At 52.3% G+C, this 23124-nt stretch carries 23 protein-coding genes; all 23 read right to left on the minus strand.

Annotated features, from left to right (window positions below; all coding sequences use genetic code 11):
- Positions 1 to 42 precede the first annotated feature (42 nt).
- The 23 genes from M2108_RS28640 to M2108_RS28750 all read right to left on the minus strand — a co-directional run bounded on the left by M2108_RS28640 (position 43) and on the right by M2108_RS28750 (position 22692).
- Positions 43 to 999, minus strand: a complete 957-nt coding sequence (locus M2108_RS28640; RefSeq protein WP_277472811.1) for an NAD-dependent epimerase/dehydratase family protein — start codon at positions 997 to 999, stop codon at positions 43 to 45.
- Positions 996 to 1559, minus strand: a complete 564-nt coding sequence (gene rfbC, locus M2108_RS28645) for a dTDP-4-dehydrorhamnose 3,5-epimerase (RefSeq protein ID WP_277472812.1) — start codon at positions 1557 to 1559, stop codon at positions 996 to 998. Before rfbC ends, M2108_RS28640 begins: the two co-directional genes overlap by 4 nt.
- Before the next feature lie 31 nt (positions 1560 to 1590).
- Positions 1591 to 2619, minus strand: a complete 1029-nt coding sequence (locus M2108_RS28650; RefSeq protein WP_277472813.1) for a glucose-1-phosphate thymidylyltransferase — start codon at positions 2617 to 2619, stop codon at positions 1591 to 1593.
- Entirely contained in the window at positions 2616 to 3602 is a 987-nt protein-coding gene (locus M2108_RS28655) for a hypothetical protein (RefSeq protein WP_277472814.1), read from the minus strand. Before M2108_RS28655 ends, M2108_RS28650 begins: the two co-directional genes overlap by 4 nt.
- 21 nt (positions 3603 to 3623) lie before the next feature.
- Positions 3624 to 4463 (minus strand): hypothetical protein, encoded by an 840-nt coding sequence (locus tag M2108_RS28660; protein WP_277472815.1) that lies wholly within the window; start codon positions 4461 to 4463, stop codon positions 3624 to 3626.
- 40 nt (positions 4464 to 4503) lie between these two features.
- On the minus strand, positions 4504 to 5214 hold the full coding sequence (locus tag M2108_RS28665) for a glycosyltransferase (RefSeq protein WP_277472816.1): 711 nt from the start codon (positions 5212 to 5214) through the stop codon (positions 4504 to 4506).
- The gene (locus tag M2108_RS28670; RefSeq protein ID WP_277472817.1) at positions 5211 to 6161 is read right to left on the minus strand and encodes an NAD-dependent epimerase/dehydratase family protein; all 951 of its coding nucleotides are present in this window, start codon (positions 6159 to 6161) and stop codon (positions 5211 to 5213) included. Before M2108_RS28670 ends, M2108_RS28665 begins: the two co-directional genes overlap by 4 nt.
- Positions 6143 to 6970 (minus strand): dTDP-4-dehydrorhamnose reductase family protein, encoded by an 828-nt coding sequence (locus M2108_RS28675; RefSeq protein WP_277472818.1) that lies wholly within the window; start codon positions 6968 to 6970, stop codon positions 6143 to 6145. Before M2108_RS28675 ends, M2108_RS28670 begins: the two co-directional genes overlap by 19 nt.
- On the minus strand, positions 6970 to 7953 hold the full coding sequence (locus M2108_RS28680) for a polysaccharide biosynthesis protein (RefSeq protein ID WP_277472819.1): 984 nt from the start codon (positions 7951 to 7953) through the stop codon (positions 6970 to 6972). The genes M2108_RS28675 and M2108_RS28680 overlap by 1 nt, the downstream gene beginning before the upstream one ends.
- A complete protein-coding gene (wecB, locus tag M2108_RS28685; RefSeq protein ID WP_277472820.1) occupies positions 7946 to 9037 on the minus strand; it encodes a non-hydrolyzing UDP-N-acetylglucosamine 2-epimerase in 1092 nt (363 codons plus the stop codon). The genes M2108_RS28680 and wecB overlap by 8 nt, the downstream gene beginning before the upstream one ends.
- A 170-nt stretch (positions 9038 to 9207) precedes the next feature.
- Complete coding sequence (locus tag M2108_RS28690) at positions 9208 to 10683, minus strand: glycosyltransferase family 4 protein (protein ID WP_277472821.1); 1476 nt, start codon at positions 10681 to 10683, stop codon at positions 9208 to 9210.
- Positions 10684 to 10975: 292 nt separating this feature from the next.
- Positions 10976 to 12109: a CgeB family protein gene (locus tag M2108_RS28695; protein WP_277472822.1), complete on the minus strand. Its 1134-nt coding sequence runs from the start codon at positions 12107 to 12109 to the stop codon at positions 10976 to 10978.
- A 29-nt stretch (positions 12110 to 12138) separates the two neighbouring features.
- Positions 12139 to 13236 (minus strand): CgeB family protein, encoded by a 1098-nt coding sequence (locus tag M2108_RS28700; RefSeq protein WP_481856963.1) that lies wholly within the window; start codon positions 13234 to 13236, stop codon positions 12139 to 12141.
- 695 nt (positions 13237 to 13931) lie between these two features.
- On the minus strand, positions 13932 to 14105 hold the full coding sequence (locus M2108_RS28705; RefSeq protein ID WP_082707708.1) for an aspartyl-phosphate phosphatase Spo0E family protein: 174 nt from the start codon (positions 14103 to 14105) through the stop codon (positions 13932 to 13934).
- A gap of 89 nt (positions 14106 to 14194) precedes the next feature.
- Positions 14195 to 15631 (minus strand): glycan biosynthesis hexose transferase WsfD, encoded by a 1437-nt coding sequence (gene wsfD / locus M2108_RS28710; protein ID WP_277472824.1) that lies wholly within the window; start codon positions 15629 to 15631, stop codon positions 14195 to 14197.
- An 8-nt stretch (positions 15632 to 15639) separates the two neighbouring features.
- Positions 15640 to 17550 (minus strand): LTA synthase family protein, encoded by a 1911-nt coding sequence (locus M2108_RS28715; protein ID WP_277472825.1) that lies wholly within the window; start codon positions 17548 to 17550, stop codon positions 15640 to 15642.
- Positions 17551 to 17797: 247 nt separating this feature from the next.
- A complete protein-coding gene (locus tag M2108_RS28720; protein WP_280777293.1) occupies positions 17798 to 18994 on the minus strand; it encodes a hypothetical protein in 1197 nt (398 codons plus the stop codon).
- A complete protein-coding gene (locus M2108_RS28725; protein WP_277472827.1) occupies positions 18991 to 19671 on the minus strand; it encodes an RNA polymerase sigma factor in 681 nt (226 codons plus the stop codon). The genes M2108_RS28720 and M2108_RS28725 overlap by 4 nt, the downstream gene beginning before the upstream one ends.
- Before the next feature lie 188 nt (positions 19672 to 19859).
- Positions 19860 to 20498 (minus strand): ABC-2 transporter permease, encoded by a 639-nt coding sequence (locus tag M2108_RS28730; RefSeq protein ID WP_277472828.1) that lies wholly within the window; start codon positions 20496 to 20498, stop codon positions 19860 to 19862.
- The gene (locus M2108_RS28735) at positions 20491 to 21360 is read right to left on the minus strand and encodes an ABC transporter ATP-binding protein (protein WP_277472829.1); all 870 of its coding nucleotides are present in this window, start codon (positions 21358 to 21360) and stop codon (positions 20491 to 20493) included. The genes M2108_RS28730 and M2108_RS28735 overlap by 8 nt, the downstream gene beginning before the upstream one ends.
- Positions 21357 to 21737, minus strand: coding sequence for a GntR family transcriptional regulator (locus M2108_RS28740; RefSeq protein WP_068722010.1), 381 nt, complete (start codon positions 21735 to 21737; stop codon positions 21357 to 21359). Before M2108_RS28740 ends, M2108_RS28735 begins: the two co-directional genes overlap by 4 nt.
- A gap of 134 nt (positions 21738 to 21871) precedes the next feature.
- On the minus strand, positions 21872 to 22225 hold the full coding sequence (locus M2108_RS28745; RefSeq protein ID WP_277472830.1) for a hypothetical protein: 354 nt from the start codon (positions 22223 to 22225) through the stop codon (positions 21872 to 21874).
- A gap of 2 nt (positions 22226 to 22227) precedes the next feature.
- Positions 22228 to 22692: a hypothetical protein gene (locus tag M2108_RS28750; RefSeq protein WP_277472832.1), complete on the minus strand. Its 465-nt coding sequence runs from the start codon at positions 22690 to 22692 to the stop codon at positions 22228 to 22230.
- Positions 22693 to 23124 lie beyond the last annotated feature (432 nt).

Raw genomic sequence — 23124 nt, forward strand, 5'->3', positions numbered from 1 at the left:
TGCCTGTGAATTATTCCAGTACATGTTCCACTGTGGATGGAATTAAATAGCACCTCCGGATGGCAACTGCTGCTCCAGGTCACCGAAGATCAAACGGATCTGCTCCCGCAGCTCATCTCTACCCAGGTGCTTCTGCAAGCCGTAACGTTCCTCCAATTTGCGCAAAGAGATCTCAAACTTGTTCTCCTTCCGTGGCTCTTCTCCTTGAATAATCAGCTTAACCGGCTCTGGATACAGTTCGTCATGGACCTCCTTCACCATTTGGGCGGCTTCCACAATGCTTAATTGGCATTGCGATCCAATATGCAGAATATCGTAGGATGCCGGAAAGCCCGCGAGAACCGCCCGTGTTGCCCCGGCCACACTATCCACACTGACAAAATTCCTCATTTGCCTGCCTGAGGAGCGCAGGGTAATCTGTTTGTTAAAGAAGGCTTCCCTGCAAAAGCAGGCCGGTACCAGACTCCAGCGGTTTACCGTTGGATTAATGAAGCGCCCGTACACATTCGTCGGCCTCACGCTGACGGCTCTCAGCAGTCCCATCCGCGCATACATTTCGGTATACATTTCAGCCATCACATGATTAGCCGCATAATCATTCTCGGGGCAGATGGCCGACTCCTCCGTAATGAGTCCCCGCAGCTCCGATCCGAGCACCTGTATGGTTGAAAAGAAAACCACTTTATCAATTCCGCTATTAACGGCAAAATCCAGCACGTTCTTCGTTCCGATTACGGACAACCTTATGCCTTCACGACCGTTTTTGGAAACAATGTCGTTCGCTGCCGCCAGATGAATAACAGCGTCGGCGCTCATATGCAGGCCGGGAAAGCCTTCGGATAACACATTGCATTCGTAATCCTCATAACTGCTGTTAGCATCCTTCTCCCGGCCGGGCAATTTCCGAAACATGCGAACGACCTCATGGCCCTCCTTATGAAGTTGTTCGCATAATACACTCCCGATAAATCCCCCTGCGCCGGTCACTATATACCTCATATAGATTCAAGCCCTTTGTTCTGCTCAATAAAGTTTTGCAGGCTCGGAAGATTCCTGTCCTTGTCAGAGAGCAGCGGATCATGGGTGGGCCAGTCAATAGCAAGTGAGGGATCATCCCAGCGGATACCGCTGTCTGCAGCAGGACTAAACACCTGGTCTACCTTATAGAGCACGGTACAGTGGTCTACAAGCGTACAGAAGCCGTGTGCGAATCCACGGGGAATATAGACCATGGTCCGGTTGTCTTCGGACAGCTCCAGGCTGTCCCACTGGCCGAACGTAGGTGAATCCTTCCGCAGGTCTACAAACACATCTAACACAGCTCCGGAAACGACCCTCACCAGCTTGGTCTCGGTGAAGGGGGCAAATTGAAAATGAAGCCCCCGAATGGTCCCTTTCTTCTTCGTCAGTGATTGATTCTCCTGCACCCATCTCCGATCCATGCCAAAGGTTGAGAAGATCGTCTCATCATAAGATCGCATGAACATCCCCCTATGGTCGTGCATGGGAGCCATTCGGAGCTCATATGCGCCCTTCAGCCTTCTAGGAATAATTTCCACAGCCTGATTCCTCCTCTAATTATCGAATGGGTTAGCCATCTGCCCCGTAGCACTGTGATAAGTCTCCCAGGATGAACCGCCTTATTGCAGAGCCTCCGCTCAGACCTGTTATGCACACATTATCGCCTAGAATACTGCTGATGAACGCCTCTCCGTTTCCGCGAATGGTAACATTGCGGAGCAAAATACTGCGTTCGATACGGCATTCCTCCAAGCGGGCACCAGACATTACGGAAACATAAGGCCCGATGGTACAGTTCTCGAGCTTACAGCCGGGACCAATGATTACCGGCTCGTGCAGGGTGCAGTTGATCAGGATAACCTCGGAAGAGACGTCGTTCCTCCCCTCACAGACCTCATCCATCATCCATGTATTAGCCTCCAGCCAGCGCTCTGTGTTTCCCACATCGGAACAAGGGTGAGTGGTAATCAGATAAGATACCTTGCCCCCTCCGTCGATTAACCCCTTTATTGCGTCGGTTATTTCCAGTTCTCCCCGTGCAGAGGCTGTCAAGGTATGAATATGCTCGAAAATTCCGACTTTAAAAGCATAGACGCCGACTACAGCGAGATTACTTTTCGGATGCTGCGGCTTCTCCTCCACCCTTACTACCCTGCCTTCACTAATCTCGGCAACCCCATACTGCTCCGGATTATTCACTTCCATGAGCATGATACAAGCCTCGGCCAGCAGCAGCTGATCCAGCATCGGACCGAGCGGTTCCTTGACCAGATTGTCACCAAGCATCAGGACAAAATCACTCTCCCCGATAAAAGATTCGGCGGCAGCAACGGCATCGGCAATCCCTTTCGGTTCGTGCTGGAATAAATAGGTCAGCGATACGCCAAACTGTTCTCCGGTACCGGCCGCTTCATAAATCATGGACTCCTGCGAAGGGTGGATTACGATTCCGATCTCACGTATTCCTTCATCTGCGAGTTTTTCAATCGCGTAAAACAGAATCGGCTTGCCCGCGACAGGAATCATCGTTTTCGGCCTGGTTAAAGTGAATGGTCTTAGGCGTGAGCCTTTTCCGGCAGCGACGATCAACCCTTTCACATCCATTCATCTCCGCTGCCGGAGTCCCTCAGAAAAGGGTTCCGTCCAGATTCAAAAGCGCTCGCATCGCTACCGTAGGCCTTTCTTTCCATAATAGATATTGGACCACCGTCCAGATAATAGTCGTAGCTCCAGGGTTCTTCGGAGAGCTCGCTTTTCCCCATAACCTCCAGCTCATCCACATAATCCTGAAGCAGGCGGTATAGCGGATTGCTTTTGTCAGGAAGCCACTCGGCCATACAGTACTGGAGCATTCCGTGCATCCCGGAATAGTGGTAGCAGACGAAGGGGACATCATTATCCAGCCAAAAACGCCCGTTCTCCTCCCGTACAATCCTCCGGCATCGCTCGTGTAAATTCCACGCCGCCACATTATAGCCCGGATGCTTCCATACCTGGATATCAAAAAAAGCAGCAGCCAAATCCACCCACTTCTGGTCTACAAAAAATGGAGCATGATAATGACAATAGCTGTATAGGCGCTGTCCCCACCATTCCAGAAAACGCATGGTTTCCTCTGATCTGCGGAGCGCCAAAAACCCGGTATTATATATGCCGTGTTGAAGATAGCCCAGAGGTTCAGGGTTTGGTTCGATCCGGTGAGGAGATAATAGGATGGAATGATGCTCCAGGGCAGCGAGCAGATCGTCAAAGGGGGCATAGGCAATGATATCTGTATCCATAAATACAACATTCTGCTCATGGGGATACCTGTCAAATAAAGTGCGGAGGAACTTCGGTTTAATGGAGGTTACCGCCTCAAGCAGACTGTACTTAAAGATGTTTCCTTCAAAATGGGGAATCCCCAGATCTTTAGCCAGTACGACCTCATCAAAATAAGGGACATCCACCGCTGCCGGATGGATCGTCCGCTCCATCAAACAGATAACAACCCATGCATACGGCATGTGATATTTAACGGCTCTGGCCATCATTTTCGCCTCATGCAGATTGTCTGCACAAGTCACTGAACAAATTATCATGAAGCTCCCCCCTCATTAAACTCAGGATAGCCGACGCTTATATTCCATCCAAAGAGACGCATAATCTGAATTGTCCGGCACAAATGTCCCCAGACAGTAATCAAGCAGCCCCAGGAAATTGCTGAAATTTGAACAGCGCAGCGGTACACCGCCCGTTAACCTGTACTCTCCGCCCTCCCTATAGACCTGTCTGCCGCTTTCATGCAAATTCCAGAACGCCAGATTGTACCCGGGATGCCGCAAAACACCGGCATTAAAAAAAGCCGGGACAAAATTAAGATAAGGCTGGTCAATAAAAACCCCTTGCGGCTGCCCTTCAAATTCACCTGCCATCAATGTAATCCACCAGCTGGCAAAATCATGTCCTTCACGGCTGTTCTTTACCGCCACAAAGCCGCTGTGAAATGTACCGTCCTGGAGCGTTCCGATCTCCCTGGAGCAATCCCAGGGCTCCGAAGGCTCCAGATGGTGGGGGGTCAATACAATATCATAGTGGTGCAGCATATGCTCCAGCTCGGCAAACGGCCCCAGTACATACATTTCCGGATCAAGATATACGATATGCTGCTCTTCCGGGTACGCTTCAAGCAGATATTTGAGCAGTTGGCTCTTCATGGCAACCGCATGTTGAAGGCCGCTAAACCTGGATATATAGCGGTCAAATTCCTGAAACCCGATACAGCCGGAAAGTTCCCTGGCGGTAATCATCCGGTCAATATCCGGATAATACCCGGACGGATTTATGTTCTCTTCGACCAGGCAGACCACAATCCGGACATCAGGCATATGCTGTTTGACCGAATAGGCCATCAGCATCGCGCCCTGCAGGCCAGACGCATTCACAACAGTCCCGATAACCAAATCCCCTCACTCCTCATCCTTGAAAATTCTTATCTTACTATCAGCTCCGTGCAATGAGTTTCTCCATCCTGTCACGGTAATTAGCCTGGACATGCGCCAGCTCGATCTTAATCTCATCATGGTGCAGCCGTGTTCCCATCCCGTCATGCCACCGGTAATATAGGAGCGTCTCGTTCAGGAACGGGAAAGAGTACCCGGCTAATACGGCGCGGTACCAGAAGTCCAGATCATGCGTATAAGGCAGACTCTCGTCAAAAAGGCCGATTTGCGCAAACATCTCCCGCCGTATCATTACAGTGCAGCCATTGACAGGATTTCCTTCCATCAGAGCACGGTAAAAATCAGGCATGGACGGGAAAGCGGATGCGACAGCGTACTTGGTCAGCAATCCCTCCCCGTTGATAAAGTTAAAGTTAGTATGCGAGATGTAGGCTCCCGTCTCCGTCATGAGCTGTATTTGCCTTTCAATCTTGCCCGGCTTATAAAAATCGTCGGAGCTGAGCCAGGCGATATAATCGCCCGTAGCATTGCGGATACCGTGATTGAGCGCACTGGCTGTGCCGCCGTTAGGCTTGCCGAGGTAGCACACACGTCCCCCGTATTTACGAATCTTGTCGAAATACAGCGTAGATCCGTCATCAACTACAATGATTTCAAGCGGCTGATAGGTTTGAGCCAGCGCACTGCGAATGGCCAGCTCTACATAAGGACAATTATAAAAAGGAATGATGATTGACACTTTGGGCTTCATGCCGTCTCTCCCCTCTTTGTGCGAAAATAATGCATAATATCCGCCAACGACTGTTCGAGCGGAATTTCCGGCCGCCAATCCTGAGCAAGTAAACGCCCAGGCGCAGCATACAGTGCGGGAGCTTGCAGAGAGGGCTCCTCATCCGGATCATCTTGCCGGCTGCATACAAGTGGCACAAGGCAGGAAGCCAGCTTGATCATGGACGAAGCCGTATCATACAAGGTTCTTTCTTCCCCCGAGTCGATCCTGTAGATTGTTCCTGCCTGACCCTTGGCAAGCAGAGCTGCATAGGCTCTCACCGCATCACGAACATCCAGAAAGTCACGCCGTTCCGTACGGGAAGAAAGGGTGAACGCCGCTCTTTCCTCACCGGCTTCCAGGCAGGCGATATGCCTGCCCAGCAGTGAGCAGAATCCGGTGGAAGGGCCGGGGCCGATCAAATTACTCGGTTCGGCAACCATGACGGACTGTCCGAACAACGAAGCCCAGGAGAGCGCTCCGGCAGATTGAAGACTTTTGCTTAAGCTGTACGGATGATTCTGCCTGTACGGCGGGAGAAGAGGGGAATTAAGGCGGGAACCCGCTACAAGAATGCGGCAGAAAGGGAACTGGCGCAGCGCATTCAACAGGTACAAAGTGGTCATTACATTGGACTCCACATACAGCAGCGGTGTCTCCCAAGACTCCGGGACGGAATTTTTACCGCCCAGATGGAGCACATAATCCGGTTTGATGCTGCGGACTGTATCTTCCACCCCGGCTCTGTCCAGCAGATCGCAGACGTAATAACTTATGCCCCCGGGCTGAGGATTCTCCGGTTTACTGTGAACGAGCGCTGCGACGTTCATGCCGATCGAACTGAAAAAGGTGCAGGCGTGCTGACCCGTAAATCCGGAAGCGCCGGTAATCAAGATGGTCTGCCGCAGCTTTACCCCCTGTTCATCCATTCGCTCAGCTCCTTCATCATCTGCGGATAATCCGGAACCGTATAGTCCATATCTGTACGAGTCGATAAGAGTGTCCTGTTCTGGACGGGAGTGTCGCTTGCTACTACCTCAATTTGATGGAGCCCCCAAGTATCCTTGAACAATATCAGCAGCTCATTTTTGCTGACCGGCTTCGGATGAGCAAGATGGACGATGCCGGAAAGCGGGGACAGCATGAGTACTCTGACCGCCTTTGCCAGTTCCAGCGTTGTCACACCGTTCCATAACACATTGCGGTATCCTGTAACATTTCCCTGCTGCCGCATAAACCAGTTCAGGAGACCAATGCCTCCGGGACGAATCTCCGGTCCGATGATGGAAGTGCGGATCGTCAGATGCCCGGGAGCATTGACCTCACCAAACGTTTTGGTTAGAGCGTAGGTGCTTGTGCCGTCGGGATGATCGGATTCGCTGTAGCCGCCCCGGGTTCCCTCGAAAACACAATCCGTGCTGATATGAATTAGCCTCGCACCAATATGGTCGGCGGCATAACGGAGCCTGTGCGGAAGAAATCCGTTGATATGATAAGCACGAATGATATCTTGCTCAGCGAACTGATTCAGGACGCCAATGGCATTAATGATGATATCCGGACGCACGAGCTCCACCGTCTTCTCCACAATATGTCCGTCGGCAGCATCAAGAATAAGGCCCTTCTTGTCCCGGGGATCACGGGTTGTATAAAAAACCTCCATCCCGCTCTGCGCTCTGAAAAAATCCACCAGCATATGACCGGCCATGCCGTTACCGCCAAAGATCAGCAGCTTCATTATAAAAATCCTCCACGCTGTAATATGGCTCTGATTTCGTCTTTTGAGATCAAATTCCGCTCGGAGCTGAAGCTGCTGAAAGAGACGGGTGCGTATCGCTGGTAGCACTCCTTAAGTTCAGGCATATTCAAGGTCGGCAGAATAACGAGATACTGCTCATCGTAAACAACGGTTGATCTGCTCTCAAAATCACTCATCAGAATTTCATGGATTTTCTCGCCGGGCCGGATGCCTGTTTCAATAATGCTTACATCCTTTTTACCGGAAGCCTCGATCAGTACTTCGGCCAAATCAATGATCCGACAGGTCGGCATCGTCATGACAAAAATCTCTCCGCCCACACTGGCCTCAGAGGCCTTGAACAGCAGTGAAATGGCATCACGAAGGGTCAGGAAGAAGCGGGTCATATGCATATCAGTAATGCGCACCTGTCCCTTGTCCCTGATCTGCTTCATGAACAGATGAACCACACTGCCATTGGTTCCCAGCACATTGCCGCCGCGTACCGTGACAAAGCGGGTTCCTGAACGGAGCAGATTGGCGTATACAAACAGCTTCTCACCAATCGCCTTCGTCATGCCGTAGAAGTTGGACGGATTGGCGGCTTTATCGGTAGAGATATAGATCGCTTTTTCAACATGATTGGCAATAGCCGCCTCGATGACATTCTGGGTTCCAATCACATTAGTCTTAAGCGCTTCATACGGCTGGTCTTCACAGACCGGTACATGCTTCAAAGCTGCGAGATGGATGATATAGTCAACGCCGCGGCAAGCAGCCACTAGCGCATCCTTGTCACGGATATCTCCAATAACGAAGCTGAGGCGGTTATCCTCATATTCCCTGCTCATCGCCACCTGTGCAGACTCGCTGCGGGAGAAAATAATGATCTCTTCAGGATTTTGCGGCAGAAGCTGCCGGATCAGTTCATGCCCCCAGGAACCCGTGCCGCCGGTGACAAGAATCCGTTTATTATTAAACATGCAGGTTCCCTCCAAGCAAAAATTTGACTACCTTGGCCGAGACATCCGGAGTCAAATAGCCTTCCGGTGCCTCCCATTTCGGACTCAGCGACGTCATCAGCCGGACACTGCGCAGAATGCTGTTCCGCTCCACTCCCGACACTACATTGCTTCCGCAATCCACCGTCTCCGGACGCTCTGTCGTCCGGCGGATCGTTACAGTCGGCACTCCCATCAGGCAGCATTCCTCCTGGACGGTCCCGCTGTCGGTGATTGCACAGAGGGCATGCTGCTCCAGATGGACGAAATCAAAAAATCCGAAAGGCTCATGAAATTCCACCAGCGGGTTCATGGTCAGCGGGAACTGCTCCGTCAGCTTGGAACGGGTACGGGGATGAATGCTGCAGATCAGGCGGAGGCCAAACTGCTCAGCCACCAGATTAAGTCCTGACATGATCTGCACCAGTGACTCAGGATCATCCACATTCTCCGCCCGGTGGGCTGTGACGAGGAAGTACTGGCCGGAGGTCAGTGTAAGCCGGGATAAAATATCACTGCTGCCGATCTGCGCCTCGTAGTGCGTAATCACTTCATGGATCGGGTTGCCGGTGAGCACGATACGCTGGCTCGGGAAGCCCTCACTGACCAGATGGCGTTTGCTCTGCTGCGTATATGGCATATTAATGGTGGAAACCGCGTCAATGACACGGCGGTTTTTCTCTTCGGGCACTTTCAGGTCATAACAGCGGTTGCCCGCCTCCATGTGGACTACCGGAATGCCCATCCGCTCGGCAAGAATGGCGCACAGCGCACTGTTCGTATCGCCCAGCAGCAGAACCCGGTCCGGCTGCTCCTTCAGCAGAATGCCTTCCAGGCTTCCGAACATGGCCGCCAGCTGGCCGCCCAGTCCAGCCTGCTTATCCTGCAATACATAGTCCGGTGCCCGCAGTCCAAGCTCTGCGAAGAATACTCCACTGAGGCTGGGCGTGAAATTCTGGCCGGTATGCACCAGCACATGCCGCTCCGCATGCTTATCCAGCAGCGGTATGATCACACTGAGCCGGATAATTTCGGGCCGTGTGCCCAAAATCGTCATGATCTTCATGGGTTCACTCCCTTTGAGGTTAACCCTGCCTGATGCTGTATCAGGCAGGGTGGTATTGATGCCGCCGAGGGGCGGTGCGCCCCGCGGAAAGCAGCCCCGGCGAGGGGCGGTGCGCCTCGCGGAAAGCAGAGCCCCGGCGCGCGCGGTGCGCCTCGCGGAAGGGCACAGCCCTAGCGGCTGCGCCCCCGCCGCCGGGCCTTCCTGCCGCGGTGCTTCTGCCCGCGGCTGCTCTTCCGGCGCGCGCTGCCGCCCGCGCGCCGCTTGCGACCCGGGCGCTTGCCGCGGCGCGCCCGGGCCTTGGCGCGGCTCAGCCTGCCGCGCCGGAGCTTCGCGCGCCGCAGCCGTGCTGCGCGGCGCGCCTTGGCCGGCGGCGGGGCTGTGCGCGCCGCCGGTTCGCCCCCGCCCGCAGGCAGCGCTGCGGGCGGGGCGGGTTCTGCGCCGCCGGGCTCAGGCGGCGCCAGGCAGTAGCGGAGCTGCCAGCGCTCCGCGAGGCCGAGTAGGCGCATGCGGTAAGCCGCCGGCCCGTAGGCGGCGTCGATGCGCTCACGCGCCTGACTGCCGGTGGCGGCGGCAAGGCCCGGCTCCGCCAGCAGGCTGTTCACGCGCGCAGCAAGCGCAGAGATGTCCGCTGCCGGGGCGAGCAGGCCGCCGCAGCCTGCGGCCTGCAGCACTTCACACAGGCCGCCGGAGTCATAGGCGACAACCGGCTTGCCAAAAGCCATCCCTTCCAGCGCCGTCATGCCGAAGCCCTCGCGGATCAGGCTGGGAACCACCAGCAGATCCATGGCGCAGTAAGCAGAGGGAAGAGAATCTTCATATCCGTAGAACTTGAAGCGGGAGGTCAGCCCCTCCAGCTTTACCTTGCGTACGCAGCGCTCATAGTAGCTCTTGTCTCCGGGAGTGCCGATGACCACGTATTTCGCTTCCGGATGCTGCTCGCTGACCAGAACCGCCATTTTGATGAAATGCTCCAGACCTTTTTCTTTATTGATGAAGGAAGAAATATAACCGATAAGCGGCTCCCCGGGAGCGACCCGGAGTTCCCGACGCCGTTCGCCCCGCAGTGTGCTCCAGGCCGCCATCAGCAGCTCCTGGTCATTCCAGGAAGGCGGAAGCTGCGTCACCTTGCTGTCACGGATCTCCTGCGGGAAGCACGCTGCTGCTGTATGGGAAATAGCCAGAATCTCATCGCTGTTTCTGTGGATCAGCTCCACACTAATTCCGGTGTATTCGTTATCCGTAATGGTCTCGGAAATCTTCCACACTACCGGAATGCCCAGTGACTTGGCTGCCAGTGCAGGCAGGACATGCACACAGGTGTTCGAAAGAATGAACGCCGGCCGGAGCGCGGCAAGCCAGTCTTTCAGCTCCAGGTATTCCCGGCCCTCCTGAAATTTGCGGATATCCGCCTCAAGTCCGGCATAAGGGGTGTACACCCCGTAGACCAGCGGGATCGGGATGATCTGCACATTCAGGCCGGCCTTGCGGGCCTGCTGGGTCAGCTTGCCGTCTTGGGGTGCTACGAGAATGCAATTGAAGTAACAGGACAGCTCGCGGGCGAAGAACAGCAGCAGCTTCTCTGCGCCCGTGATGCTGCGGGTATTGGATACGTGGGAAAAAAGGACGATTGTAGCTTTGTCGGCCATGGTGTTTCGGCGCTCCCTGGCAAGGGGCCTCGAGCAGCCATTCACCTCCTTCAAAGTTTTACGAAGCATCAGCTACAGAGCACTTCTTCGCAGTAAAACTCGCTTCGGAAGCATACGCTAAGTTTTACGAAGCATCAGCTACAGAGCACTTCTTCGCACTTCACTTGCCGACCGCTTCAGGGCGGGTGCCAAGGTCCAGTACTCAGTATATTGAAGGGAAACAGATGCCGGCACGACACCTGTCTCCCGGTAAACGCACATTCTCAAGAGGCATACTCCCGTGCAGCAGCGCTTACCCGTAGATGACAGTCAGCAGCTGGTGGAGGCGCCGCGTGTAGGTATGATCCTTCAGCGTCCGCTCGAAAGCACGCAGAGCCATATCCCGGCGTTCCTCCTCGTGAGTCAGGTAATAACGGATTTTATCCATCATCTCCTGCGGGCTGGAGAACGTATCGATCTCCTCACCCACCTTGTAGAAAGTACCCATATCATCTCTGGCATCGCTCAGCTGCAGAGTACCGCTGGCGGCAATTTCGAAGGTACGCGGATTCGGCGAGGCCGCCGGGATCAGCAGCGCATTGTTATTGTCTTTTTCATCTACATGGGCACGGTGCAGGTTAATGACTATTTTGGAGCCGCTGTAAGTAACAGCTGTTTCCTGCGGAGTCATCCACTTGCCGATCTCAATCCGGTCTCCGTAGAGCGGAGCTTCCGGTAGACGATCCCACCAGATGCCGTTAATGACGGTGTTATAGCTCATCAGCTCAGGCATAATATCCCGGAAAAAATTAATCCGGTTCCAGTAAGCAGACCCGATAAAACTGACATCCCGCTGGATCGGTGAACGGCCGGTCGTCGGACGGTAATGCTCCCGGTGGGCGGCAAACGGCAGGTAATGCACTTCTGGACAGCCCAGGCCGCGGTATACCTCTACGCAATTGAGCTCCAGGGTGAATACATAATCGTAGTGGGCAACGATTTTCATCGTAAAATCGGTATAATACGGGTCATCTGTCAGCCAGATTGCCGTCTTGATGCCTCTGCCCCGCAGCTGGGCAATCTGCTCCGGCGGCAGCTCCATTCCGTCCAGCACCAGCACCAGATCCGGACGCTGCGCTGCTGCAAGCTCAGCAAGGTTCTGCCGCACATCCGTTACCGTAACCTGGGTGGTCAGTCTCTGGAGAGCAAAGAGAACAGCATCATCCAGCGGAGAATAGGGATAGCCTTTGCCGGAGGCTACATACATTACATGAAGATTCCGCACCGGAATCGGCTCCTCCGGACGGCCGTCAAGGATTGCAAGCCGTCCGCGCAGATAGCCCTCGTCATATCCGGTTTTGAACCCGGTCAGGCGTCCACGCAGCTTTTCTTCCTCCGCGGGTGTCCGTGGCAGTGGCGGCGCGGGCATGATAAATTCGTTATTCATGAGTAATCGCTCCTTCATCCCTTTGGATTTCACATTTGTGAAGTGAGAACATTGAGCAGCTGAGGCAGCCTTGCCGTAAAGGTGTGGTGGCGCAAGGTCGTCTGCAGCCCCCGCAGTGCGATTTTCCGCCGCTCGTGCTCATGTTTCAGGTAGTAATCGATTTTGCGTTTCAGCTCTTCAGCCGAAGCAAAGGTCTCCAGATCGTGGCCCGGACGGTAGTAGCTGCCCAAATCTTCACGGATATCCGTCAGCTGCATCGTTCCGCAGGCGCTGATTTCATAGGTGCGGGGATTAATGGAGCGGGACGGCAGCTGAAAGGTATTGCGGTTATCCAGTCCGCCTTCCCACGGCCGGTGAATGTTGATGACCAGCTTCGCTCCGCTGTAGTAATTGGCCGTTTCCTCGGGAGGGATAAAGCCGCTCCGGATAAACGGCGACAGCTCCTCGAACTGGCTCAGCCGTTCCCAAAAGCCGCCGGCGATCAGCACCTTTTTCCCCTTCAGGTAAGGCGCCAGCTCATCAAACAGCGCGGTGCGGTTACGGAACGCGTTGCCGATGAACACAATGTCGAACTGATGCTGCGGTCCGGTCCGGCGCGGATAGAACATTTGCGGATTGACACAGAGGGGAAGGTAGTGGACAGAGTCTGCCCCCAGTGAGCGGTAAAATTCCACACACCCCAGCTCATGTGTGAATACGTGGTCATAGTGCAGACAGATGACGGAGGTATCCTCGGTAAAATAGGGGTCATCCGCAAACCAGATGGCTGTAGCGATGCCCAGCTTCCGGATTTCATCAATCTGGTCCATATGGTTCTCGGGAAAGACATGCAGCCCGTTCATGACCAGCACAGCCCCCGGCTTCTCACGCGCTGCAACCTCCAGCATCGTATCAGGACTTGCGAGAATCAGCTCACTGACAAGCAGCCGGAGTGCTTCTGTGATTCCTGTATCTATCGCTTCAAACCCCTGGGGGACATACATCAGCTTAAAAGGCCGGCATGCTTCCACCTCCGGAGAATTTAGGCGTTTCACAGCTTCACATAAGCCGAGACGGTATCCCTCCTGATAGCCGTCCCGGTAATCCCGCAGATGCGTTCTTCTCTTTTTTGCTTTCACGGCTTTCACCCTGCCCCGTCATATTCTCAAGACAGTAGTACTATATGCGGAGTCAGCATCCGCCTCATGGACATCTGCCATGCCCGGCGATAAATTGGCAGCTGCCCGCTGTCAATCACCCGGGTTGCCCGCACCTTTGCTGATTCCTTCCACTCCAGCCACCGTTGCCGCCAACACAAAAAAGAGTGCCCCAGGCAGCAAACAGCCGCCGGAGCACTCTTAGTAAGTTGTTACTCATAACCTCTATAAAACTAACTTTTATTCGATATGTAAGATCAGCTTGCTTATAAGGGCGTTCATTCATATGTGTATACGTGCGCTCATCGGTACGTTCATGCGACTAAGTGGATTTTTGCCATCTATTTTTCAACTATGCAGCCTTTTTGGAAAATTAGTTGGAAAAACGCCACTTAAATGCTCCCAATTCACTCCCTACGGCCGATACTCCCCGATTTAAGTAGCATTATTCCACTTAGTTACCGTAAAGTCCGATAAATCAGGAATTTAAGTGGCTAAAATCCAATTAGTTTCTTCCAGCCACCCAATTCCCGCTGAATCAGAGGCATTTTAGCCCCTCCTCTCATCCCCTGCCCGCTCCCGTAACCCCAGATAGGCGAAAGAGCAGCTACAATTCCCATACAAAAAAGACATCCAGACGGCCTGGCCGTCCAAATGTCCGAGATATAAAATGCTTTTCTCTTATGCTAATAGGGCATGTCATCCTTGTCGGTGAGACAGTCCGTATACTCATTCAGCAGCGCATCCAGCTTAACGGATTGGCGGAGAACTCTGATATCCTGCACTCCATACTCAAGAGCCAGCCGGTTCAGCTCCTGTCGCGCCTGCTCGATTCGGTCCCTGTGTTCGTCATTTCCCATAGCGGCCCCCTTACTCAGTTGAGGCTGTAAGCCATTGTTAATCTTTTACTAAAGTTCCAAACACATTGTATTCGATTATGCACTAAGGGTCAATTGCCCAAAGTCCCATTCTTGCGCCCCGTAAATTCTGCAGCAATACGCACAATGCCGCCCAGCATAACGATGGCCATCATATCAAAGCTCACATTAAACAGGAACAGATGCTTGCCGATATCCGCCCGGCCGTCACCGAGAATCGGCACCAGGAAAGAGAACAGTCCGATCAGACCGAGCAACAGCAGCAGCTCTCCGGCAATCCGTTCACGGCGCTCCCGGGCACGGAAATAATAGAACAATACTCCTGCGTAATAGACCAGATAAAAGAGGCCAAGGAACCAGAGCGAATCAGGCAGATGCCTGTTTTTGAACTCACTCCACCCGCTGTATGTATAGGCCACTGCCCCTGCGGGCTTACCGAGACTTTTCTCATAGCTTCCGAGATAATAGGGACGGATGGACATGCTGTTCCGGGCCGCATACTCCATATTATTTATCAGCCGCGTGGGATGTTTTAAATAGAAGAAAAGGACATCCTTATGCGAGATCCGGTCATAAAAATCCGGCGTCAGCGAAGGATCATCCTGCTTGATCGCCGTATCCCCCTGAAAATAGTTCGTTCCCGCCAGCACCTCAAGCCGTTCCGGCAGCCCGAGATCGCGCAGATCGCCGCGCACATCCGGGGACTCGTTCAGAATCCCGAAGAATACCGTCTGGTACAGGTTAATATGCTTCAGCTCCTTGGGAGCCGTCACGTACAGAATGACCGATATAACCGCTACCGCTACAGCAAACTGCCTGGCCAGCTTCCCGAAGCCCCCTTCCCTCTGAAGGGAACCGAGACGCCAAAAAATCAGCATAAACGCAAGGCCCACCGGCGCGTTCTGGATTTTGGAGCAGACGAGAAACAGCACAGCAATGAAGAACAGCGTCAGCCCCCGGCGGGTCGGATGATCCTGCATCGTCAGTCTCAGCCCGAGGACAAAGGTCAGCAGCATGAACACCATCGACACCGGCTCGCCGAACAGCGAATTGAAATAGGCCAGATACCCGATATCGTAAAAAACAAACAGCATCCCGGCCCCGAGCAACAGTCCCATAACAGCAGAGTGCTTGGCCCCGAGCTTTACAGTCAGCCAGGTCGCGGCAAGCAGCAGTACAGCATAGACCGCCCCAAGTACGCGGATATCGAAATAACTGCCGTGTACCAGCCCGGCCAGAAGCCGGGGGACAAGCACCAGCAGGATCTGCGAGGAAGGATAAAAGCCCCTGAACAAGTTGTCGTAAGCGAACTGCGAGTGGCTGAAGCTGAAAAAGCGGTCCGCATAGCTCTCCGCGGTATCATAATAGTTCAGGCCGATCGTATTCATCATGCGCAAAAAATCGCCATTATCGGCCACCCCGACAAACGGCTGCAAAAACAGCAGATACAGAATCAGTCCGCCTCCGGCCAGGGTGACCAGAACCTGCGGCTTTAGTACTCTTTTCATAGCTCCTCCTAGCGCTGCGGCAGCAGCTTCACATATTCATCAGACAGCTTCATCAGCTGCAGAATATAGTTATAATCTCCCTCATATTTGCTGTAGTCTTCTACAGGCTGAAATGTTTGAAGTGACACAGCTTCACCGTCAGCAAAGCTTTTGCCCGGAACAAACATAATCTCATCGTTAAAAAAAGAGCCTGAGGGTAGATAATAACGCATCCCGATTACATTGCGCTCTATATTGAGCAGGTCGTGCCCGAAGGCCGTAAAGCCTTCTGCTTTTAAGTCCAGACCCAGCAGATTGGCTACGGTCGGTAGAATATCCAGCTGCCCTCCGACACGCGTTACTGTCCTGCCCTCAGTCATTCCCGGCACATGCACAATCAGCGGAATATTGAACCGGCTGATACGCGGGTGATACGAAATACCCAGCGCTTCCCCCACCTGCTCCGGCTGTACATCCTGCGGCTGCAGGCCGAAATGGTCGCCGTACAGCACAAGCACCGTATTGTCCCACAGCCCCCGATCCTTCAGCCCTTCAATTAAAGTGCCTACTGCATAGTCGGTATAGTTGATCGCTGTCAAATAATCGCCCAGCATGGTGCCTTCTAGCGAATCGGGCATGGCAATCTTCTTAAAGCTGTCCGGAATCTTGAATGGATGATGGCTCGAAGCCGTCACCAGCTGGGCATAAAAAGGGGTTCCCCGCTGCTGCAGCTCTGCCAGCTTATCCACAGCGGTAACATACAGCTGTTCGTCCGAGGCGCCAAACGAATTGAAGTGGTCGTTGACGAAATCGCCTTTGTCATAGTACCCGTTAAAGCCCAGTGCCGGATACAGCTCATTACGGTTCCAGAAGCCGACCTTGTTCACGTGGAAGGTATAGGCCTCGTAGCCTTTTTCACGAAGCAGCCGCGGCAGACTTGGCAGCTCACGGTCAGCAAAGCCGGTGGACATCGCCAGCGTACCGATCGGGTAGATTGAGGTGTTGCTCATAAACTCGGCGTCCGAGGTATTGCCCGGGCCGATCTGCTGGAACACACGCGGAAAATAAAAGCCCTCACCTGCCAGCTTGTTCAGTACCGGCGTCAACTCCTGCCCGTCCAGTGTCTGAATCAGCGGAAAGGCCTGGAATGCCTCCAGCTGGATGACAATAACATTTTTCCCCTTTTGCGAGCCGAAATAGTCCGGAACCGTTCCGGCTGGCTTGCTGCTGCAGGGATAAGACGCTTCAAGATTGTTTATTTTGGCAATCGTTTCATTAATATCGCCCGTGCCGATCAGCCCGTTATCCTCCTGCGCTTTGAGTGCCGCTACCAGCTCATAGTTCAGGAACCCGGCGCTTTCCGCCTGCACCAGCTCGTTGGTGATGCTGCGGGCGGCATGCACCGAGTATGCCGACAGTAAGCCCCCGCCGATAATGGCCACCAGAACGACAACAAGCTGAATTCTTGAGGAGGCCGGGCGTGTACCACCGCTGTAGCTCCGGCTCTGATAAGCCGGCCCCCGCTGCCATCTGCGCATTCCCGCATAGACGGCCACTATTACAAGATCAGCGAAGAACAGGTAATCCACCGGCTGGATCGTCGATTCCACACTTTCTTTAACCTGGAATACCTGGTTTAGCTCATAAAAAGCCAGATAGGTCGGGACCGACCCGAAATGGTTATAATACACACTGGACGCAAACAGCAGCAGCGACAGGATAACATTGAAGCTCCAGTAGGCTCCTGTCTTCATCCGTCGCGGCAGCAGGACGGTCAGAATGCCCATAATCAGCAGCACCGGCGCAAGGTCCATGGCAATCCATTCCCAGGCGATCCGTTCAAAAAACAGCACCCTCAGCAGCAGCAGCTTCAGCCAGACCAGTCCTGCTACCACATAGAACTGCACCGGCAGCAGCCTGTTATTATTTTGTTTGTTCATAGAGATCCCTCTTACTTCCATACTATATTTCTGTTAACTAAATTCCACTTTTTTGTAAAAGTTCAGATTTATCTAGTATAGCAATTGTTGTTTTGTTACGCAAAACAACCCCACAAAGTGGAGCCTTTACACGGAAGCTGACTCAGAATCTTTGCGGGGACCCCGAAAAAATTCTTTAATCGCAAAAAGAGACACAGCCTGCTGCAGGCCTGCGTCTCCTCTATTGCCAGAATATATTTCTTCATTATTATAGTGTGTTGCTTGCTCTCTTTATACTGAAGCTGTACATGACGCCATCCAGGTTGTAAGTTGCTTCAATGGCCGGCCCACCGTTATGGCTCTCAAAGGTGATCACTCCCGGCCTTGGTCCGTTTTTAACCAGCGTGTAATCCTCCTTCAGATTAATTCCGTACAGTTTGTCTGCGATGACTGCAGCTGTGCTCTGGAGGATGGCGTTGTCCATGCTGAGCAGCTGCTCTTCCCGTTCCTCGTCAGTCCGGGAGCCGCCCAGATCAACAAGGTTCAGTGAATAATCAGCTACATCCAGAACTTTTTGGGTTGTATAGTCAAAAGTTACAAATGTACCTTCGCCGGGACTGTCGCCATAATACAAAGTAATTTCATCGCTTGCCCCTTCAATAGTGGAACGGACAACTCTGGTCAGCTGGTCTGCCAAGCTGCTGGATCTAACCAGTCCGAGTGCTTCCAGTCCGGCTTGTTTAAGCTCCTCACTGACCTCGTTCTGATCGACATTAAAGCCGGCCCGCACATAGACTCCGTTTGTAAAGTTAATGTCTGCGTCCGCCGCATGTACAACATTGATAACCTGGACGGTCTTATCCGCTGTACGCCCATAAGAAACATAGCGTGTTAAACCCGTAGCCTGAAATTCCCCTGTATAACCAAGCTTTTGCAGCTTTTCTCCTGCTTGTTTTATTAGCGTATTGTCGATAGCTTCAGGTTCGTAGGATGCCCTCATGCTGAACGAGGCGGCTTCCCCGGTTTCCGCATCAATCCAGAAATAGGCCCAGGAATCCGCCACTTCATTTTCTCTGTAAGTAAGCTCCGCCTGGCCCGGCATTTTCATCCGGTCCAGCTTGTCAAAGGGAAGCTGCTGACCCAATTGCTCCTGCATCAGCTGCTCTGCAATCTTTTTCAGTGCTTCATCTGTAGGCTTAGCCTGTTCCTCAACAGGGACCATACCTGCGGGGGTTTCTCTCCCGATAGGCCCGTTCTTCAGATAAAAAGCACCAGCCAGCAGCAGAAGGATGACAGCAGTTACAACCGCCAGCCTTGGCATGCGCCGGGAGCGGGGACGAGCCGGTTCAGCTTCCGAACGCAGCCTCCGCATCACCTGCTCGGCAGAGGAATCGGTAAACCTGGCCTCCTGGAACGGCCCCTTACGGGCCTGCTCATACCACTTCGGCTCACGTTCATCCATCATTGTAACCCCCTTAGTTTATCCTGGACTTTGCGGCGTGCCCGGTGTAGCCGCGATTTGACGGTTCCCGGCGGCAGACCGGTCAACCCGGCAATTTCATTAATCGACAGCTCAGCCTTGAGATCCAGCACCAGCACCTCACGCAGCTTATCCGGCAGCTTCATAATAAGGCTCCAGATGTCCCGCGTCTGCTGGTTGCCCATGTATTCCATCTCCGCCGAGCGTGTTGTGCCGAGCACTTGTCCGGCTTCCGCTAGTGCTCCCTGCTGCTCCGGGTCTGCCGGCGTCAGGCTCTGTACCCCGCCACCCCACAGTCCGGTGCGGAAAAATCGCGACTTCCGGTATGAGAACACAGAATTCCGCGCAATCGTCAGCAGCCAGCCCTTCAGGCTGGATGTTCCCTTGTACGTGCCGATCCGGTAGAAGCATTTCACAAACACCTCCTGCGCGAGATCATCCGCCTGTTCGGTATTTTTGGTCAGGTAATAGATATAATTCCAGATGTCATTGCCGTACAGGCGCATAATCTGCCGCAGCTGTTCTTCATCCATGGCTTCGGCATGTTTAAGCTTATCCTCCAGCCCATTCTTCAGCCCACTCTTTTGCTCAGCCCTCTGCTCATCATTCAAACCAGCCTTCAGCTCACCCTTGAATTTACTCCTCAGTCCATTTAGTTCCAAGCGCTTCACCTCACTTAATACGACCCTGTTGATACGGGAATGGTTCCCTTTATTTTCTATTCTGCTTACCTCATCCCTGTCTAATTGCAGTAAAATTAAACGCCGCTACTAAAAAAATGACCCCCGGATATCCGGAGGTCATCTCATTTTAAACATCGCTGTTTAAATACAATCCAGGCTATTTCACTCTAAATATCCTTGGCGGTAAATACCCGCAGCGAGATGAGATAAGAGCAGCACAAAACCAGCACATAACCAAGGCCGGCGATTACCGGCAGCAGCGGGCTGTCTGTAGTACCGTTACTCACCCAGCCTGCCAGTCCGGGGAACCATTCCATCAGCTGTTTTACCGCAGCGAAGTTAAGCATAATTAGCATGATAAAGACCATATTTACTACCTGGGTTCCTTTGCGGCCCAGCCAGTAATGAAGCGGAAGATAGAAGGAGGCCAGGAGCGGAAACCCTGCGATGCACAGCAGCAGCTCTCTACAGGCCAGCGGATCGGTAGTCCGGCCAGCCGAGTAGGCAACCAGATACAGCAGCACGGTGCAGGCGAAGCTGAGTACGGAGTAAGGCAGCATCGCCAAATATTTGGCCAGCACGATCTGCTGTCTCGGAATAGGCAGACTGACCAGGAACTTCTGGTTATTATTCTGCACATCCATTGTGCAGGAATTGATTAACAGCAGCATAGCTGGAAGCAGGGCGAACACAGTGTAGTTATCAAAGTTCGTAAAACCGATGATCATATAATACGGAATCGTCAGCAGGATAAACTTTTGTACAATAATAAAGTCTTTGCGGATGAGATGAAAGGAATTATACACGCAGATCGCTCCCTTTTACCGAAAAATACATAATTTCCTCCAGCGTTGGCGTCTCGCAAATGGCAGTGTCCCTGAAGTAACGCTCCCCTTCCGCACGGTTGCCCATCAGCCCTTCAAAGCCGTGTGCGCTCTCGCGGATTCCCACGAACAGACGGCGGGTGTCGCGGTCGAGCAGCTCTTTGCCGCCTTTGACGAGCAGATATTTCTCCGCCAGCGCCTCCTTCATCTCACCAAACACAACCCGCCCATCATTTACAAACACAATATAATCGGCAATCCGGTCGAGGTCAGTTGTGTTATGGGTGGAGAACAGAATGGATTTTTTCTCGTCCTGGATGTGTTCGGTTAACAGATCCAGCAGCTCCCGGCGGAACACCGGATCAAGCCCTGACGTAGGTTCGTCCATAATGAGCAGATCAGCGCCGTGGGATAAAGCGATGGCGAGTGAAAATTTGATTTTCATCCCCTTGGACAGATCCTTGATCTTCTTGCCCGGAGACAGCTTGAACAGCTCCTGATATTTTACGTATGTATCCTCATCCCAGCGGCTGTAGAAGGGGGTGATCACCTTTTTCATCTGCTTGACCGTAAGCTGCTCGTAATAAATATTCTCGTCCGACACATACCCGATCCGTTCCTTAACCGCCGGCTCCTGCTCTTTATTCTGCCCGCCGAACAACTGTATGTCCCCCCGGTCCGGGCGGACCATCCCCATGATCATCTGGATCAGCGTAGTTTTGCCTGCTCCGTTGGGGCCGATCAGTCCGGTAATGTATCCTTCCTTGATACCCAGCGAAATGTCCTGCAGCGCAAAAGCCCCATAGCTCTTATGTACATGCTCCAGCCTGATACAATCGCTCATTCCTGCTCCTCCTCGTAGATAAGTTTCAGCATCTCTGCCAGTTCAGCATAAGACAGCCCGAGCTGCCTGCTCTCCTCACTGACTTCCTTAAGCTTCAGCTCCAATATCCGCAGCCGCTGCTCCTTGATGAATTCCTGATCCGCCCCGGATACAAAAGAGCCCTTCCCGACGATCGAGTTAATCAGACCCTCCCGCTCCAGCTCCTCGTAAGCCCGTTTGGTCGTAATCACACTGATTTGCAGCTCCTTGGCCAGCTGGCGGATGGACGGCAGAGGCGTCCCGGCTCCCAGCTCCCCCTGCAGAATCAGCTGCCGGACCTGCGTCACAATCTGGGCATAGATCGGCTCTCCTGATGTACTTGATATCAAAATGTTCATGCTGCGGCACCATCATCCTTTGGTGAAATGTGTTTAATGTATATATTTAATATATACATTATATAAGGAGGGGTGTCAAATAAAAAAGACCTTGAAGATACATCTCCTCAAGATCTTTTAAATACACATTAACTTTAATATTGTTTGCTAAAAGGCAGTTCAAACATATCCAAGTCATTTTCAACAACCTTTATTCTAAACGCCACTACAAAATAACGCTTATCATCTGATGATAAAACAATGATTTTTTCACGCTCTACATCCTTACCGGTTTTTTCCTTGATATATAGAACGTCATCCTCTTCAGCCTCTTCGATCCTTAAATTAGTAAGGTTACGCGGTAAATCTATATATGTAACATCGATAAAAATAATATCAATATTCCTGGCGTGGTCAGCAGTTTTGATGCTTCTTATTAATAATTCCCCGTGGCTAATGTGATAGTACCAAAGTTTAAAAACTCTGCTGCTATCAAAAGTCTTTAACATCGCTATGTCCTCCTCCTTTTTTTGATATATCTATAAAATTCGTCTCTCGGCAAACATTTAACATTGGTTACACCGAACCTCACCATAAAATCATTGTATTTTTCAAGATAAGTTTCCTGAATAGCATTACAGAAGTCGGTCTGAGCTTGAAAGGGGATCTTCTCCCCATTGCTATTAATTAACTTCAGGTGAAAAATCTGATTATGAATGGTTTGGGATACCTTATAGACTTCACACACACATTCGTGGAACCAGGAAAAACAGCCCTCAATTGATATTTCAGAAATTCCATCATTATTTAAATGAAGCGTCATGATCAAAGAATTGTCCAATTCAAATTCGTTCTTTCCTCTGGATTTATATTTTATTTTCAGGTCAGCAAGCTTGCTTAGAAGATAAGGTATGGAGTTATTGATGCCTTCAGCATCTGAAACAAATAATTTAATATAAAAGCTTTCGGCTCCCAATCCTTTCACCGCCTTTATATATTATCGTCTTCCTCCTCTTAGGGTAAGGCCCCTTTGGAGTAGCCTTTGCCATAAATAAAGCAGGGGGGAGAAGAGTGTACTCGGTATGTATGCCATGGATTGAAGAGTATTTTTTGACGGATTAGTTACGATTAATTACGGTTAATTACGGAGATTTTTTGGGGTAGAGCTTTTGCGGGGGCTTAAATGTATACAGCGGATTGTAATAGGGCAAATACATGCGTTAGTGAAAGTACGGACGTTTTCCTTACTTACGGATGCAAACGCCTCCTGCAGCACCGTAGAGAGGTATCGTGTTCATCTAAACGCATATGCCGAGGGTCTGTCAATAATTTTGTGTAAACTCTTTTAAGCACAGATTCCCCCGAGGGGGAAGTCGCGAATCTAACGCAAGTGTTGACCGACCCGATC

It is taken from the genome of Paenibacillus sp. PastM-3 (genome assembly GCF_029893965.1).
Taxonomy (GTDB): domain Bacteria; phylum Bacillota; class Bacilli; order Paenibacillales; family Paenibacillaceae; genus Paenibacillus_AQ.